This window comes from Corynebacterium sp. (assembly GCF_030826625.1).
Lineage (GTDB): Bacteria > Actinomycetota > Actinomycetes > Mycobacteriales > Mycobacteriaceae > Corynebacterium.
Genome location: NZ_JAPJNQ010000001.1, coordinates 26521 through 41849 on the forward strand (window position 1 = coordinate 26521; position 15329 = coordinate 41849).

14 protein-coding genes are annotated in these 15329 nt (G+C 56.9%); 10 read left to right on the plus strand and 4 right to left on the minus strand.

Annotated elements, in window-relative coordinates; all coding sequences use genetic code 11:
* Window positions 1-123 precede the first annotated feature (123 nt).
* Entirely contained in the window at window positions 124-1320 is a 1197-nt protein-coding gene (locus RCH87_RS00135) for a MarP family serine protease (RefSeq protein ID WP_306514727.1), read from the plus strand.
* An 86-nt stretch (window positions 1321-1406) separates the two neighbouring features.
* Here RCH87_RS00135 and RCH87_RS00140 read toward each other — a convergent pair whose 3' ends face one another.
* From RCH87_RS00140 to RCH87_RS00150, 3 genes are all read right to left on the minus strand, one after another.
* Window positions 1407-2381, minus strand: coding sequence for an alpha/beta fold hydrolase (locus tag RCH87_RS00140; protein WP_306514728.1), 975 nt, complete (start codon window positions 2379-2381; stop codon window positions 1407-1409).
* Window positions 2382-2459: 78 nt separating this feature from the next.
* Window positions 2460-2963: a phage holin family protein gene (locus tag RCH87_RS00145; RefSeq protein ID WP_306514729.1), complete on the minus strand. Its 504-nt coding sequence runs from the start codon at window positions 2961-2963 to the stop codon at window positions 2460-2462.
* A gap of 261 nt (window positions 2964-3224) precedes the next feature.
* Window positions 3225-4163, minus strand: coding sequence for an HAD family phosphatase (locus RCH87_RS00150; protein WP_306514730.1), 939 nt, complete (start codon window positions 4161-4163; stop codon window positions 3225-3227).
* A gap of 241 nt (window positions 4164-4404) precedes the next feature.
* On the opposite strand from RCH87_RS00150, the gene RCH87_RS00155 reads away from it, so the two are divergent.
* From RCH87_RS00155 to RCH87_RS00185, 7 genes are all read left to right on the plus strand, one after another.
* Window positions 4405-5556: a septum formation initiator gene (locus RCH87_RS00155; protein ID WP_306514731.1), complete on the plus strand. Its 1152-nt coding sequence runs from the start codon at window positions 4405-4407 to the stop codon at window positions 5554-5556.
* Window positions 5557-5675: 119 nt separating this feature from the next.
* Window positions 5676-6806, plus strand: coding sequence for a TadA family conjugal transfer-associated ATPase (locus RCH87_RS00160; RefSeq protein WP_306514732.1), 1131 nt, complete (start codon window positions 5676-5678; stop codon window positions 6804-6806).
* Entirely contained in the window at window positions 6803-7603 is an 801-nt protein-coding gene (locus RCH87_RS00165; RefSeq protein WP_306514733.1) for a type II secretion system F family protein, read from the plus strand. Before RCH87_RS00160 ends, RCH87_RS00165 begins: the two co-directional genes overlap by 4 nt.
* A gap of 101 nt (window positions 7604-7704) precedes the next feature.
* Window positions 7705-8193: a type II secretion system F family protein gene (locus tag RCH87_RS00170; protein WP_306514734.1), complete on the plus strand. Its 489-nt coding sequence runs from the start codon at window positions 7705-7707 to the stop codon at window positions 8191-8193.
* Window positions 8194-8341: 148 nt separating this feature from the next.
* Window positions 8342-8509, plus strand: coding sequence for a DUF4244 domain-containing protein (locus RCH87_RS00175; protein ID WP_306514770.1), 168 nt, complete (start codon window positions 8342-8344; stop codon window positions 8507-8509).
* Window positions 8484-8828, plus strand: coding sequence for a hypothetical protein (locus RCH87_RS00180; protein ID WP_306514735.1), 345 nt, complete (start codon window positions 8484-8486; stop codon window positions 8826-8828). The genes RCH87_RS00175 and RCH87_RS00180 overlap by 26 nt, the downstream gene beginning before the upstream one ends.
* Window positions 8825-9154, plus strand: a complete 330-nt coding sequence (locus tag RCH87_RS00185) for an Rv3654c family TadE-like protein (RefSeq protein WP_306514736.1) — start codon at window positions 8825-8827, stop codon at window positions 9152-9154. Before RCH87_RS00180 ends, RCH87_RS00185 begins: the two co-directional genes overlap by 4 nt.
* Window positions 9155-9265: 111 nt before the next feature.
* On the opposite strand, the gene RCH87_RS00190 is transcribed toward RCH87_RS00185, so the two are convergent.
* Window positions 9266-11686, minus strand: a complete 2421-nt coding sequence (locus tag RCH87_RS00190; protein WP_306514737.1) for a Zn-binding domain-containing protein — start codon at window positions 11684-11686, stop codon at window positions 9266-9268.
* Window positions 11687-11874: 188 nt separating this feature from the next.
* On the opposite strand from RCH87_RS00190, the gene RCH87_RS00195 reads away from it, so the two are divergent.
* Both RCH87_RS00195 and topA read left to right on the plus strand, forming a co-directional pair.
* A complete protein-coding gene (locus tag RCH87_RS00195) occupies window positions 11875-12078 on the plus strand; it encodes a cold-shock protein (RefSeq protein ID WP_018121109.1) in 204 nt (67 codons plus the stop codon).
* Between the two features lie 234 nt (window positions 12079-12312).
* A complete protein-coding gene (topA, locus tag RCH87_RS00200; protein ID WP_306514738.1) occupies window positions 12313-15300 on the plus strand; it encodes a type I DNA topoisomerase in 2988 nt (995 codons plus the stop codon).
* The last annotated feature ends 29 nt before the right edge of the window (window positions 15301-15329 follow it).

Genomic DNA, 15329 nt, shown 5'->3' on the forward strand with positions numbered 1-15329 from the left:
TAATGAGCCGCTGCGCTAGAACATAATGAGCCGCTGCGCTAGAACATAATGAGCCGCTGCGCTAGAACATAATGAGCCACTGCACTAGAACTTGCTAGAGCTGGAAGCGAGTAGAATTTTCCCGTGACAGAATCAATTTTCGTTGACCTCATCATCATCCTGGTCATCTTGACCAGCATTGGTATCGGTTGGCGGCAAGGTGCGATTGCGTCGATCCTTTCATTCATCGGCGTGATCTCTGGCTTGATCATCGGTGGTGCCGCCGCGCCACTGCTGATGGGCTTGACCGAAAAAACATTGGCACGATTCGTGCTGGCGATCGGTGTGCTGATTATCGCTGCTGGTCTTGGCCATTTATTAGGGATCACGCTGGGGTTGAAAGTGCGTGATGCCCTGCGTTTGAAATCGCTGCAGACAGTTGACTCTGCCATCGGCTCCATCGCCCAAGCTGTCGCGGTGGCGGCGTTGATCTGGTTGGTATCCATTCCGATAGTGACAGGCACCTCTGGCGCTTTCAGCCAAATGCTACGCAGTTCCGCGGTGCTATCCACCATGAACTCGTTGGCTCCCGACCGTGCTGCGCGATTGCCTGCGCAGATCTCGGCGATGCTCAATGAATCTGGTCTGCCGCCACTGGTTTCTCCATTTGAGAATCACCAAAATTCGCGACAAGTCGAAGCACCACGCATCAATGTCGATAACGAACAGATGGTCCATGATGTGCGCCCATCAGTGATCCACGTGATGGGTGAATCGGATCAGTGCCGCAGGCGGCTAATGGGGACGGGATTCGTCACACAAGAAGACTATATTCTCACGAATGCCCACGTCGTTGCCGGTACACATAGCGTGCGCGCCGATACCGTCGTCGGCGTGCGTGAAGCTGAGGTGGTCTACTACAACCCGGATATCGACATTGCTGTGCTACACGTGCCCAACCTTGGGCTTCCGGCATTGCAATGGGCAGAACAACCAGCGGTGACGGGGGATGATGCCGTCGTCATGGGCTTCCCGCTTTCGGGTCCTTTCGATGCCTCACCTGCCCGCGTCCGCGAGCAGATTCGGATTTCCGGGCCGGATATTTATGCGCAAGGCAGAGTAGAGCGCGAAGTCTATACCCTGCGCGGCAACATTCAACAGGGAAATTCTGGTGGCCCTGTGACTACTGACGACGGCCGCGTGATCGGCATGGTATTCGGTGCGGCAGTGGATAACTCAGATACTGGTTATGCCTTAACTGCCGATGAGGTGCGCCAGCAGGTTGGTGAACTGGGTGCGTTGGTCTCGCCGGTAGAAACCGGAGCGTGCGTCGCACAGTAGATCACACTACTCAGTCGCACAATAAACTGGCTCGAGCCAGCAGACATCAGCTCGAATCAGCAGGCATCAGCTCGAGCCAGGAGCCATTAGAATGACGAGCTCCGACGTCGTGCAGAAACGCTCGTGGGGCGGTCAACGCTGGACCATTCTTCGATTTGGTTGAGCACCATGCGGGTGAAAGCATGCGGTTTCTCAATGTGCGGCATGTTTTTGGTGCCGTCCATGGTCAGAGCTTTCCACGGCGCGCGCATGCGCTGCGCGCTACGTGCCGTTAGTCGTTTCCAGAGGCTCTGATCGGCATGGATCATCGTCACCGGCACAGAAATCGGCTGATCCAGCCAGCTGCCGGGAGGGAAGCTGAGCAAGTGGCGGTTATGTTGCAGCGCAACGGCGCGAGAACGGCCAATTTTGGATGCCTGCACACGCAAGTTGAGTTCATCTGCAAAAGCCTGTGTATCGCTGTATTCAGGGGTGGTTTCGCTGCATAGATTACGCCGGTAAAGCCACTCAAAACGTTGGGGAAACGGTAAATACACGCATGATGGCAGACGCATGATCGCAGCACGCAGCAGAATCCATAAAAAATTCCACGGCTGGGTTTGTACCGTTTTTCGCAAGTCCACAGGGTGCGCACTAGCTACAGCAATGAAGCCGCTGACTTGGTGCGGGGATTTGCTCGCTAGCGCCCAGCCGAGTGCCCCACCGATGTCGTAGCCGATGATATAAGCAGATTCGTAACCGAGCGCGGTAATGAGGCCAGAGATTTGGCCGGAATCGCTGCGAATATCCTGGCCTGCGGTTACGGGTGGATGATCAGACATACCGTAACCACGTAGGTCAACGGCGACAACGTGAAAGCCGGCGTCGGCAAGATCAGCGATGATGTGGCGGTATTCAAACCAACCACCAAAAGCCCCGTGCAACAGCACGATCAGCGGATCAGAAGAAGATCCCGCGCTGACGGTGTGCAACCGGAGGCCGTGGGTATGAACGTGTCCGTGCTGGAAGGGGCCATCCAATTCAACGATGGATGGCGATAGCTTGGCGGAACGTTTGGGCATGCACACACTGTACCCCAGGCATGACAGCCTGGGGTGGTGGCATAGCCAGGAAAACGGAATTATATCCGCAGTAAAAATTTAGGTGTACATGCCGGAAGGGCCTTCCAGCGACTTGCTGGCAGAGCCCGGACGCAGTTTCTTCAGCTCACTGACTGATTCGATCGTGGCTTTTGGTGCCTGAATCTTCTTGACTTTCTTCACGCCAATCAATGCGACGACGGCGGCGATGACCAGCATGATAAGGAAGACAATGAGGAAAGCAGCCCAACGCTGCAGCCACAGGTGTGCGAGCAATTCAGCGAGGAAGAAGAACAAGAAAAACGAGCTATACAGAGCGACGGTGCCTGCAGCGGCGAACATGCCGCCGCCGATGGCACCCTTCTTCGCTTCGCCTGCCAGCTCAGTTTTGGCGAGCTCGATTTCTGCACGAACCAAACTAGAGATTTGGGTGGAAGCGTTAGAAACTAAATCGCCGATGGAAGTCTCGCCTGGCTTGGCGGTATCGGCATCGCTCAAAGGGATAGAATCTACTTTTGGGTTAAAATCATCCGCGCCGTCGGTGAAAAGTCCTGGCTTACTCACGCTATACCTTCCCTTAATGCCCTAGCCGGTTTCTAGCAGAAGCGAAACCAGCTAGCAGTGTCGTGTGTTTATCGTCTATGAAACTTGCGTTTTTAGTGTGCTTGATCTCAGTGAAATATATGGCCTCGCAGCGCCTTTGACTGTACTGCGACGCAGAATTCCCGTAGAAATCAAGCGTTAGTTAATAATTGTACGTCGTATGCCCTCACCTGTGGAGTTTAGGCGATACCTAGTGCTCGCTCGGTGTCTGGCTTGGCTCGATTATGCGCTAGATTTTTTGAACCACGATTCCACAACCTTCCAGTCCAATGCCTTCGGCAGCGGCAATATTGGTTGCTGTGCAGCCGGTTTTGTGCTCGGAGATTTCTCCTGCGCATACAATTTGCTCAGCAAGGTTCCCGCGGTGATCAAAGCGATAACGCCGGCTAACAAACCTGCCCCGATACCGATTTCTTTTGCGCCTGGCATTTGAAAAAGCGGGGCCGGGTCTTTGAAGCTGCGGATCTCCCAGCCACGCTCCAGCGCCAGCTTTTTCAGGGCCCGGTCTGGGTTCACCGCGACTGGGTAGCCAACGAGCTCGAGCATGGGTGCATCAGTGACCGAATCTGAATAAGCAAAACTGTGCTGTAAATCGTAACCGTGTTCGTCGGCAAGCTCGGTGATGGCATCTGCTTTTGCACTGCCCTTGCAATAGAACTCGACGGTGCCGGTAAATTTGCCGTCGATGATTTCAAGTTCGGTGCTGATGACCTTGTCGATGTCTAGTTCTTTAGCGATCGGCTCCACGAGCTGGCGCGCTGAAGCAGAAATAATGATGACTTCGTGGCCGACTTGCTGATGTGCCTGGATGAGCTCGCGGGCCTCGCTATAAATGGCTGGGGTGAGCACGCTGTGCATGGTTTCGTGCACGATTTCGCGGACTTGCTTTTCTGACCACCCTGCGACCATGGCGGTCAGTTGATCACGGGTGGAATCCATTTGTGCGCTGGACTGACCAGCGAACATATAGCTAGCTTTGGCTAGGGACAGGCTCATCGCATCGTGAGGGGTAATGAGCCCGTTATGGAGGAATTCTCGGCCATAAGCGAAGGCCGATGAGGTTGCGATGATGGTTTTATCCAGGTCGAAAAAAGCGGCCACACGCTCTGGCTGTGGCGTTTTCCCAGAATCGTCGGCTGCGGTGCTGTGAGAATCGTGCATAAAGACCTGCCGTATGTAACGCATGTTGTTTGTGTAAACAGCTGTTGCCTACTGATGTAGTAGCCATCTTAATCGGCATATCCATATGGTGCGTCGGATCGTTACAGATTTGTGGATTTGCGCGGAAAATTTGCGAGTTATCCACAGAATAGTAGTTGACATGGCAGCAAAATTTGCGTGTTATCCACAGAATCGTTGCAGGTCATTGAGTCGACGAAGGTGAGCGGCTTGGCTAGAAGCCATGAACGCCAACGATACTTCTATCCTCATCGCTATTGCAGACCCCACTTTGCGTACCGAAGCCACACACATTGCTGCTGCGACCGGGCACCGAGCGGTGACTGCTGCCGATGAGCGTGATATCACCCGCTTAGCTACCCGTGCTTCGGCGCTATTACTGGATGCAGAATTTGCCCAAGGGTTAGCAAACTTGCCGAGACCCAGTGGACGAGCACGCTGGACCAATCCGGTCTATCTCCTCTTTTTAGACCCGGGGCCCGTCGACGATGAGCTGGTCGACGGTTGCGGTGCCGTTGCTGGGTTCGTCGTGCCCGCGCAAAACAAAGAATTGCTGGAACGGCTAGGAAAAGACTCCCGCGATCGTGAACTTGCTGCTTTGTCGGTGCAACCAGTGCCGCCAGCTTCGCCAGGTATCGTTTCCCGACGCTCGGTGCCGCCGCCGGTGGTTAGAGAAGAATCGCCCCACGTAACCATCGCGGTGGTTGCGACCGGTGGCGGCGCAGGGGCATCTACCTTAGCTGCCGCGATAGCCCGTGTTGCCGCTCATGAACGCGTTGGGGCGGTCACTCTCATTGATGCGGTGGCCTATTCCGGTGGAATGGATTTACTTCTTGGCATTGAAAAACACGAAGGATTGCGCTGGCCGGACCTGAACTTGGGTGAGGGGCATATTGCAGCACACGATTTGCGTGCGTGTTTACCAACCACTGACGACGGCATTGCGGTGCTTACCGAACGGCGTGCCAGTGACGGGACCCGTAGCTTCCGTAACCACGAAGACATCGAGACTGTGTTATCTGCGCTTCACAGCGAACCAGGGATCAGCGTGGTGGATGCCCACCCTAGCCATATACCCAGGTCAATTGATGCTGCCGTGCTGGTTTGCCCTGCGGAATTACGGTGCGCAGCGCGAGCCGAACACTTAAGCGCGCAGTTAAGTGCCGAGCAGATTCCTAGCTGCTTGGTCGTTCGACACCGGCAGTGGTCATCGCTGAGTGTGGAAGAGATTGAAAACCTCGTCCGTAGCGAGGTCATTGCGGAAATTGGGACGATTCGAGGTCTGGCCAAAACAGCGGAGAGTGGAGGGCTACCCAACCGGATGCCTAAACCACTGTCCATCATCAGCCACGCCGTGCTCGCGGAGTTCCGTTAGCAAGCAAGCCACCGCCAAGAACAAACGCCAAGAACAAACCCCAAGAACAGTGGTCACAATGCGCGATCACAACATGAAGCGCGATCACAACATGAAAACAGAACACAGAAAGCTACGCCATGACTATCGCCGCACACATATTAGAAAATGTTCAGCGCCAAGTTGCAGCCCAACCCAGTCTTGTCGACGATCCACCGCAGTTAGTGGCCCTGATCCGGGAAGAAGCCGGGGTGATCAGTGATTATGACGTGCTCGAAATCCTGCGGACGTTGAAAAACGACACCGCCGGCATTGGGGTGTTAGAACCGTTATTATCAGTCGCCGGGGTAACCGATATCGTTGTCAATGGACCTGACGCGGTGTTTTTTGATCGCGGTGACGGACTCGAAAAAGCCGGGATTGTTTTCCGCGATGATGAAGAAGTCCGCAGATTAGCGGTGCGCCTGGCGGGATTGTCTGGACGTCGACTAGACGATGCCCAACCATGCGTCGACGGCAGAATTCAACGCGCAGACGACAGTAGCGGTGACGTGGCATTGCGTTTTCACGCGGTTTTAAGCCCACCGGCACAACAAGGAACATGCATCAGCCTGCGAGTGTTGCGCTCACACAGTGCGAGCTTGGATTCGCTGTACCGCCAAGGCAGCTTGGATGAGCATTCTCGGGAATTTTTGGAAGAGGTTGTCCGGCAGCGCCGTTCGTTTCTCATCGTTGGTGGAACAGGCAGCGGGAAAACCACGTTGCTGTCTGCACTACTCAGTGAAATCGACCCTGCGCAGCGTCTGGTGTGTATTGAAGACACTCCGGAGCTCACGCCGAATCACCCACACGTGGTTAATCTGACCGCGCGGGGTGCCAACAGCGAAGGCGGCGGCGCGATCACTATTTCAGATCTGCTGAAACAAGCTCTGCGCATGCGCCCAGACCGCATCATCGTCGGGGAGATCCGTGGCGCCGAAGTGGTTGATCTACTCGCTGCCCTGAACACCGGCCATGACGGCGGTGGGGGAACACTACACGCCAACCGATTATCCGAAGTGCCCGCTCGACTGGAAGCACTCGGTGCTTTAGGCGGTCTTGAACGCGAAGCCTTGCATTCGCAGCTGACGGCAGCAGTGGAAGTCGTCCTCGTGATGCAACGCCAGCCTGATGGTAGCCGTCGACTAGCCCAAATTGGGCAATTACAAACCGAGCCATTGCGGGTCGAGACCATATGGGAATACGGTGCGGAAGCGGGAGATCCAGCATGATCGCCGCATTATGCCTAGTGGCCTTGGCGCTGCTAATACGCCCTGCAGCAGCGAGTGCTCGCATTGGTCTAGACAACGCCACGCGCCTGCCCAAAGAATATCTGTTGACCATCATCGTGGTTTTCAGCGTTGTCAGCGTGTTGTTAGCGGTCGGAACCCTGGCGCTTGCGGTGGCGGGAGCGATGGCAGCAACCACGATAGTGAGCACTATTCGCCAACATCTGCGTCGGCGGACAACTATCGCGGATACGAAGGCATTGGGAAGCTATATCGGACGGCTAGCAGCAGATATCGATTCTGGTGCCCATCATTTCCGGGCTGTCGAAATAGCAGCCTCGCACATGGATGACGACAGTTCACCGCGGGTGCGGGTAGTGGCAGAATCTGCAGCAGCACAAGCCCGGTTCGGCCACAGCCCGGCGCATGCATTTAGCCAGCACAACCACGAAGACTTACCGCAGTTACAGCGCCTGGCAGTGCTGTGGTCAGCGGCAGGACGACACGGTATTGCCTTAGCTGGGTTACTCGATTCGCTTCACCACAGCATCGATGGCGCGATGCGACACCGCAGTGCTACTTCGGCAAGTCTGCAAGGCCCGCAAGCAACGTCGGTGATTCTCACCTGCCTGCCGCTAGCCGGAATTGCCATGGGGATGGCCATGGGGGCACAACCAGTCGCCTTCCTGTTGACGACTTCACTCGGGGGCATCTGTCTCGTCGTCGGCGTAGGCCTGTCGTGTGCAGGATTCATGTGGTCCCAACGCATCACCTCTAAGGCAGTGGGTGAGAAATTATGACGGATAACGGCATCCTCGCCACAGCATTACTCCTGCTTGCAATTGCATTGCTTATACCCCAAGTGTCTGCGACCGGGAGGTTAAAAAGCCCGACGAGTCCGATGAGTACCCCGAAAAACCCTCGGGAACCGCCGAATACACCGCACCCACTGCACATCGCCGCCGATATTGAGCTATTTGCCGCCTGCGTGGAATCAGGCCTTGCCGTGCATACGACGACCAGCGTGGTCGCCGAGGCCGCAACATCTGAGACCGCGCACGTTTGGCAGTCGGTGCATCAGTTAACAGCCGTCGGCATCGCTGACCGGGAGGCTTTCCGAGAACTTCGTAATTACGACGGGTTTTCTGAACTGGCATCGATTATTGAATCGGCTCGTGAATCTGGTGCGCGGATTGCACCGAGGTGTCGTGAACTGGCAGCCAGCGTGCGTGCCGATGCCAACGATCATGCGCGAGCAGCAGCCGAACGCGCCGGGGTGCTAATCGCCCTGCCACTAGCGGTGTGCTTTTTGCCGGCGTTCATTCTGCTGGGCCTTGCCCCAGTGGTGATCAGCTTGGCAACCGACCTGCTGGCCACCGCTCCAGGCTAAAAACCTCAGGCGAATGTAGAAACCCTCAGGACAGCCACCTTTCAGTCACTCGTGAACACAACGAAGGAGAGTCATCATGACCACACCACTACACACAGTCGAGACCATGCAGCAAGACGATACGAACTCAGATAACAAGCGAGGTGTAATGGGAATTCTTGCCGACGATTCCGGCATGAGCACCATCGAATACGCCATGGGATCGCTTGCCGCTGCTGCGCTAGCGGCCGCACTCTACCTAGTGGTTAGCAGCGGCGGTGTCACCGAAGCTATCGAATCGATCATCACCGATGCGCTGTCTAATAAGCCGTCATAAACCGCAGAAACAGCTTGCACGGGGGCTTGCCGATGATCGTGGTTCGGTGACAATCGAAGCCGCGTTCGCACTCGCGGCGCTAGTGATCGTGACGGCACTGATCATCGGAGCAATTGCTACGGTGAGCGCGCATATCGCTGCTATTGATGTCGCGAGTGCCGCTGCGCGGGCGCACGCCATCGGCGTAGATTATCACCCACCCGGTGAAGCCGAGATCTCGATTGCGGAAGCTTCCGGGCTGGTCACAGTGACCGCGGAAGTACCCGCGGTATTCGGCACCCGCAGTGCCAGTGCAATCTATCCCGTGGAGACGAGATGAAAATCCGGAACGACGATGGCTATGCCACGGTAGCGGCAGCAGGCATCATCGTAGCCATCGTGGCGGTTGCTTTATCCCTGGTTGGGGTAGCAAGCCACGTGGTTGCCCGGCATCAGGGGCAGCTCGCCGCGGACATGGCGGCCGTTGCAGCGGCAGAAAGCCTGGCGCGTGGTAATCCTGCCTGCCCGGCAGCAGAACGGATCGCCACTGCCAATCACGCCACCGTAAATTCTTGCCGGGTCGTGCATCGTGACGTGTTGGTTGAAGTCACCGCTGGAATTTCAGTTACCCGCGCGCAAGCACAGGCGCGTGCTGGGCCAATCTAGTTGCTATCTAGGGCAAATCTGGGGCCAGGCGAGAGTGATTCTAGAGCGGCTCTGGAGCGACTCTAGGGCCCGGCCTCGTGGCACGGGTTCGGTGCGGTGTTGTTTTCAGTGTTAGCTGACAGCAGCATCGATACTGGTTAATAAAGCATCAAGTACTTTAATGGCACCGGCTTTATGCAACGGCTCATTGCCGTTGCCGCACTTCGGTGATTGCACACACGACGGGCAGCCACTGGCGCAGGCGCATGACGAGACTGCGCGGAGCGTGGCGGCGATCCAGTCGCGGAAACGCCGGAAACCTTCTTCAGCAAACCCAGCGCCGCCTGGGTAACCGTCATAGACGAACACCGTCGGTAGTTGAGTATCCACATGCAATGCAGTCGAGACCCCACCAATATCCCAACGGTCACACGTTGCCAACAGCGGCAATAGGCCAATCGCGGCATGCTCCGCCGCGTGCAAACTACCCGGAATATCTGCTTCTTCCACCCCGGCGGCTGCCAACGCGCGCGGGCTGATGGTATAAGCGGCAGCCTGGGTAAATAACCGCTGACGAGGCAGATCTAATGGCACCTGCTCTGCGACCGAGCCGTCGGGAAGCCGCACCATATACCCGGTGACCTGATGAATAACTTCGACACCGACCAGTGCCACCGAGACCTCCGGCGAAAGCTGCCGCACGCGGTGCGACGGTGGGCCAGTGACAATTCTGATCTGTGTATCGGATAAAGCTTGGGTGGAATAATCTGGTTGTTCCGGGCGCGCCAGGGCGATATATTCTTCAAAATCCAGCTCGTCGATGAGAAAGCTTTCCCCCTGGTGCAAATACACCGCGCCGGGGTGAAGTTGGCTGGCTGCGCGTGCAGAATCCACCGTGCCTAACAAACGTCCATCGGACGAGTCGACGATCATCACTTGTTGTCCAGAACCACCGCGGATATCAACCTGTGCGTGCGCGGTATCGGGACGGATGGGGCCGTCGGGAAGCGGTGCGGCGAACCAGCCATGCTCCCTGGCACGCAATAGACCAATCTCGGTTAGGTGTTGAACGACTTCGCTGGCTTGCCATTGCTCGATGTCAAAGGAGGTGAGAGGTTTTTCTACCGCAGCGCAGTAAAGGTGGCCTTCTAGCACGTAGGGGTTTGCCGGGTTGAACACGCTGGCTTCGATGGGGCGGTCGAGTAGAGCTGCTGGATGGTGCACGAGATAGGTATCCATGGGATCGTCACGCGCGACGAGCACGACGAGTGAGCCCTGCCCACGCCTGCCAGCACGCCCGGCCTGTTGCCAAAATGACGCCACGGTGCCAGGAAATCCAGCGCCCACCACGGCATCCAAGCCTCCGACATCAATGCCGAGCTCTAAGGCAGAGGTGGTGGCCACACCGAGCAGAGCACCGCTATCTAGATTGCGTTCTAGCCTGCGCCGATCTTCCGCCAAATATCCCGCCCGGTAAGAGGCAATCCGAGCAGCAAAATCCATTCGGCCACGGGCACTGAGTTCTTCTGCGCAACGTAGGGCAGTGGTTTCTGCTTGCCGACGCGAACGTACAAAAGTCAGCGTCCTGGCGCCAGTGGCGACCAGGCGTGCCATGATGGCGGCAGCTTCGGTGGATGCCGCGCGACGCACCGGTGCGCCGTTGTGGCCTTCCACATCCTCGCGAAAACCTGGCTCCCACAACGCGATGGTGCGCGCCCCCTGCGGGGAACCGTCGTCAGTAACCCCATGCATGGCGCGGCCAGTGAGCCTCTGGGCTTGGCCCACGGGATCAGCGGATGTTGCTGATGCGCAGATAATCGTCGGCTCAGAACCATAATGCGCACAGATCCGCAGCAGACGGCGCAACACGAGTGCAACGTGGGAACCGAAGACGCCGCGGTAGGTATGGCATTCGTCGATGATGATGAACTCCAAGTGCCGTAGCATGCGCGCCCAGCGTTGGTGTGCACCCAGCAAGGATGCGTGCACCATGTCTGGATTGGAAAAAATGAACCGGGAAGATTCCCGAATTCCCGCGCGGGATTCGTTGGGGGTATCGCCGTCATACGGTGCTGGGGCGATCGAGGCTAGGTGGGGCAGTTGTGAGTTAGTATTCGCTGTTTGTGCAGCTGCCCGCTCATGGGCCTGCACATCACGCAATAATTGCTGGATTGATAACAACTGGTCAGATCCCAACGCCTTGGTGGGCGTCAGATACAACGCGCACGGTGTGGCAGCAGAACCGAGACGCGTGAGTACCGGCAGCTGATAGCCGAGTGACTTTCCGGACGAAGTTCCCGTAGCAATCACCGTGTTGCGGCCAGCATGAATCGCTGCCGCTGCCTGCACCTGGTGACTAAACAACTGCGTGATGCCGCGCTGCTCTAGACCAGCACGCAACGAAGGGCTAACCCATTCCGGCCAAGCGCAGTAACTTGCGAAGCGCACGGGCACTACGCGCTGGTGCGTGAGCGTGGAATTGGGGAAAGCAGCAATGAGTTCGTCGAGAAGCTCCTGGCCAAAAACCGCATCTTGTTGGCTCCCGGTGCCCATTTCTACCCCCTTGTGGGTGTGCTTGGATGGTGAAAAGTGAATATATTTTCGCCAGAGTATCTTCTTGGCTTGATTCGTGCGAGACTTAAGCACTGAACGCGGTTTCTAGGTTAGTTCGAGAAGTGCTCGCAGCAAGGTTAGATTCGCGGACACTTTGCAGATCCGTCGCCAAAAGAAAAGGTTTTAACATGGCAAAAGGAACCGTTAAATGGTTTAACGCTGAAAAAGGTTTCGGCTTCATCGCTCCAGAAGATGGCTCGAAGGATGTCTTCGTGCACTACTCTGAAATCCAGGGCAACGGTTTCCGTAGCCTGGAAGAAAACCAGCAGGTGGAATTTGAAATCGGCGAAGGCGCTAAGGGCCCACAGGCTCAGCAGGTCGTCGGTTTGTAATACCCCACTGGTCGCTGATTAAAGCGTCCAGAATCGTAAAAACATTAACCCAGCATCGCCACCCGGCATGCTGGGTTTTTGCTTTAGCGTAGAAGCGCCCTATATTACTGTGTAAATGAACTAGCGCAGCAGTACATTTGGCAGTACATTTGCAAGCTGCAGTACTGAGCACGCTAAGCACTCCGCACACTACATACTCTGCACGCTAATAAAGCACGAAAGAGACGTGATCCCGTGGCAGGCAAGACGCTCGTTATCGTCGAGTCACAGACCAAAGCAAAAAAGATCCAGCCCTATCTCGGCAACGACTACGTGGTTGAAGCCTCCGTGGGGCATATTCGCGATCTGCCACGCGGAGCTGCTGACGTTCCCGCGAAGTACAAAAAAGAGCCGTGGGCGCGGCTCGGCGTGGACACCGACAACGGTTTTGGTGCGTTGTACGTGGTCAGCCCAGATAAAAAGAAAAAGGTCACGGACTTAAAAAACAAGCTCAAGGATTGCTCTGAGCTGTATCTGGCAACAGACCCGGACCGTGAAGGTGAAGCTATCGCGTGGCACCTGTTAGAGGTGCTCAAGCCCAAGGTGCCAGTGCGTCGAATGGTGTTCAACGAGATCACTAAATCCGCGATCCTGGATGCTGCGAACAACACCCGCGAGCTGGACGAAGACCTGATTGATGCACAGGAAACCCGCCGTATCCTGGACCGCCTGTATGGCTACGAGGTCTCGCCGGTGCTCTGGAAAAAGGTCATGCCGAGGCTTTCGGCTGGCCGTGTGCAGTCGGTGGCCACCCGCGTGATTGTCGAGCGCGAACGCGAACGCATGGCGTTTATCTCTGCCGACTACTGGGATCTATCGGCCACGCTCAACACCGGTGGGCGCGACAGCGCAGAAAACCCCGCGACGTTCCCGGCCCGCTTGGCCACCGTCGACGGCCTGCGCGTAGCCCAGGGGCGCGATTTCGATGACCGCGGCCAGTTGAAAGGTTCGGCGACCGTCGTCGACAAGCAACAAGCCACCCGGCTTGCCGACGGTTTGCAGCAGGCAAAGCTCAGCGTCACCGCCGTGGAACACAAGCCGTACACTCGGCGACCATACGCACCGTTTATGACCTCGACGCTGCAGCAAGAAGCGGGGCGCAAACTGCACTACAGCTCTGAGCGCACCATGCGTATTGCCCAACGGCTGTACGAAAACGGCCACATCACCTATATGCGTACCGACTCCACCTCGCTGTCGCAGCAGGGGTTGACCGCCGCGCGGAACCAGGCCACTGAGCTTTATGGCAGCGATTTTGTGGCCGATGCGCCACGTCGCTATGACCGGAAAGTGAAAAACTCGCAGGAAGCTCACGAGGCTATTCGCCCTGCTGGTGAGTCTTTTGCGACGCCAGGTGCGCTGCATAACCAGCTGGATACCGAGGAATTCAAGCTCTATGAGCTGATCTGGAAGCGCACCATCGCCTCGCAGATGGCCGATGCCAAGGGCACGTCGATGAAAGTCACCATGGCCGGGGCTGCCTCGACAGGCGAGAAGACTGAATTCCAGGCCAATGGCCGAACGATTACTTTCCCCGGATTCTTGCGCGCTTACGACGATGATTCGGCTGATAGCAGCGAAAAGCGCTTGCCGCAGCTGGATAAGGGCGATGAGCTGTCCGTCGACAAGGTCAGCGCGGAAGGTCACTCCACGAACCCACCGGCGCGCTACACCGAAGCGTCGCTGGTGAAGAAGATGGAAGAACAAGGCATCGGCCGCCCGTCGACGTACGCCTCGATCATCAAAACCATCAAGGACCGCGGATATGTCCATGCTCGCGGTAATGCGCTGGTGCCATCGTGGGTGGCATTTGCCGTGGTCGGTTTGCTGGAAAACAACTTCGCGCCGCTGGTTGATTACGATTTCACATCCTCGATGGAAGACGAACTCGACCAGATCGCAACCGGCGAGCAAGACCGCACCGAGTGGCTCACCGGCTTCTACTTCGGCAATGATGTCCAGGACGATAACGATAAGAACACCGCCGAATCCATTGCGCGCCACGGTGGCCTGAAATCGCTGATCGACGTTAACCTGGAAAAGATTGACGCCCGCGCGGTGAACTCACTGCACCTTTTCGACGACGAAGAAGGCCGTGCCGTCGTCGTCCGGGTTGGTCGTTATGGACCGTACTTGGAGCGTCGTGTTGGCACAGATGCCAACGGCGAGCCGGAGTACCAGCGCGCGAACCTGTCGGAGTCGACCACTCCGGACGAGCTGAATCTGCAGATGGCAGAAAAGCTGTTTGCAACCCCACAGGGTGGCCGTGAACTGGGCGAAAACCCAGAAAACGGCAGGGTGATCGTCGCGAAGGAAGGCCGGTTTGGCCCCTACGTCACCGAGCAGGTGCGTGACGACGAGCAAGAAAAGGCCGCAGCTGAGGCCGAGGAAATTATCCGCGAAGAGCGTGCCGCCGAAGATGCACAGCGCAAAGAGGAAGGCAAGCGCGCTAAGAACTGGGATACCAAGACTGCGGAGAAGCAAAAAGAAAAACGCATCGGCGAGTTAGTGGAAGCCAAGCTGAAGCCGGCGACGGCCTCGCTGTTCCAATCGATGGAACCGGCTTCGGTGACTCTCGAGCAGGCGCTGCGTTTATTGTCGCTGCCGCGCGAAGTTGGCGTTGACCCTTCTGATGGCGAGATGATCACCGCGCAAAACGGCCGCTATGGTCCCTACCTGAAGAAGGGCTCGGACTCGCGCTCGTTGGCAGAAGAAGAGCAGATCTTCACCGTGAGCTTGGATGAGGCACGCCGTATTTATGCGGAGCCGAAGCGTCGTGGTCGTGCTGCTGCGCAGCCACCGCTGAAGAAGCTGGGAGATAATGACGTTTCCGGTAAGCCGATGACGGTGAAAGACGGTCGGTTTGGCCCGTATGTCACCGACGGCGAGACCAACGCTTCGCTGCGCAAGGGCGATAAGCCAGAAGCGATGACCGATGCGCGGGCCAATGAGTTGCTCTCTGAGCGGCGTGCGAAAGAAGCAGCCGGTGAGGTAGGCAAGAGGACCACCAAGAAGGCCGGGAAGAAGACGGCTGCGAAAAAGAGCGCCAAGAAAACCACGGCGAAGAAATCTACCACGAAAAAGACGACCAAAAAGACCGCTAAGAAATCGGCGAAGAAGGCGACCAAAAAGCCTTCACCAGGGACGAAAAACGTGGTGAAGGCAGGATCGCGCCGGAGCTAGTCCTTCGGGGCTAGTCTTCCGGGAGGGGA

What these genes read in the sequence shown, in the direction of transcription:
- RCH87_RS00165 (WP_306514733.1), top strand. Translation starts at nt 6,803, where the DNA reads ATGATCGCCGCATTATGCCTAGTGGCCTTGGCGCTGCTAATACGCCCT.
- RCH87_RS00155 (WP_306514731.1), top strand. Translation starts at nt 4,405, where the DNA reads ATGAACGCCAACGATACTTCTATCCTCATCGCTATTGCAGACCCCACT.
- RCH87_RS00150 (WP_306514730.1), bottom strand. Translation starts at nt 4,163, where the DNA reads ATGCACGATTCTCACAGCACCGCAGCCGACGATTCTGGGAAAACGCCA.
- RCH87_RS00140 (WP_306514728.1), bottom strand. Translation starts at nt 2,381, where the DNA reads ATGCCCAAACGTTCCGCCAAGCTATCGCCATCCATCGTTGAATTGGAT.
- RCH87_RS00175 (WP_306514770.1), top strand. Translation starts at nt 8,342, where the DNA reads ATGGGAATTCTTGCCGACGATTCCGGCATGAGCACCATCGAATACGCC.
- RCH87_RS00160 (WP_306514732.1), top strand. Translation starts at nt 5,676, where the DNA reads ATGACTATCGCCGCACACATATTAGAAAATGTTCAGCGCCAAGTTGCA.
- RCH87_RS00170 (WP_306514734.1), top strand. Translation starts at nt 7,705, where the DNA reads ATGAGTACCCCGAAAAACCCTCGGGAACCGCCGAATACACCGCACCCA.
- RCH87_RS00190 (WP_306514737.1), bottom strand. Translation starts at nt 11,686, where the DNA reads ATGGGCACCGGGAGCCAACAAGATGCGGTTTTTGGCCAGGAGCTTCTC.
- RCH87_RS00180 (WP_306514735.1), top strand. Translation starts at nt 8,484, where the DNA reads ATGCGCTGTCTAATAAGCCGTCATAAACCGCAGAAACAGCTTGCACGG.
- RCH87_RS00195 (WP_018121109.1), top strand. Translation starts at nt 11,875, where the DNA reads ATGGCAAAAGGAACCGTTAAATGGTTTAACGCTGAAAAAGGTTTCGGC.
- RCH87_RS00185 (WP_306514736.1), top strand. Translation starts at nt 8,825, where the DNA reads ATGAAAATCCGGAACGACGATGGCTATGCCACGGTAGCGGCAGCAGGC.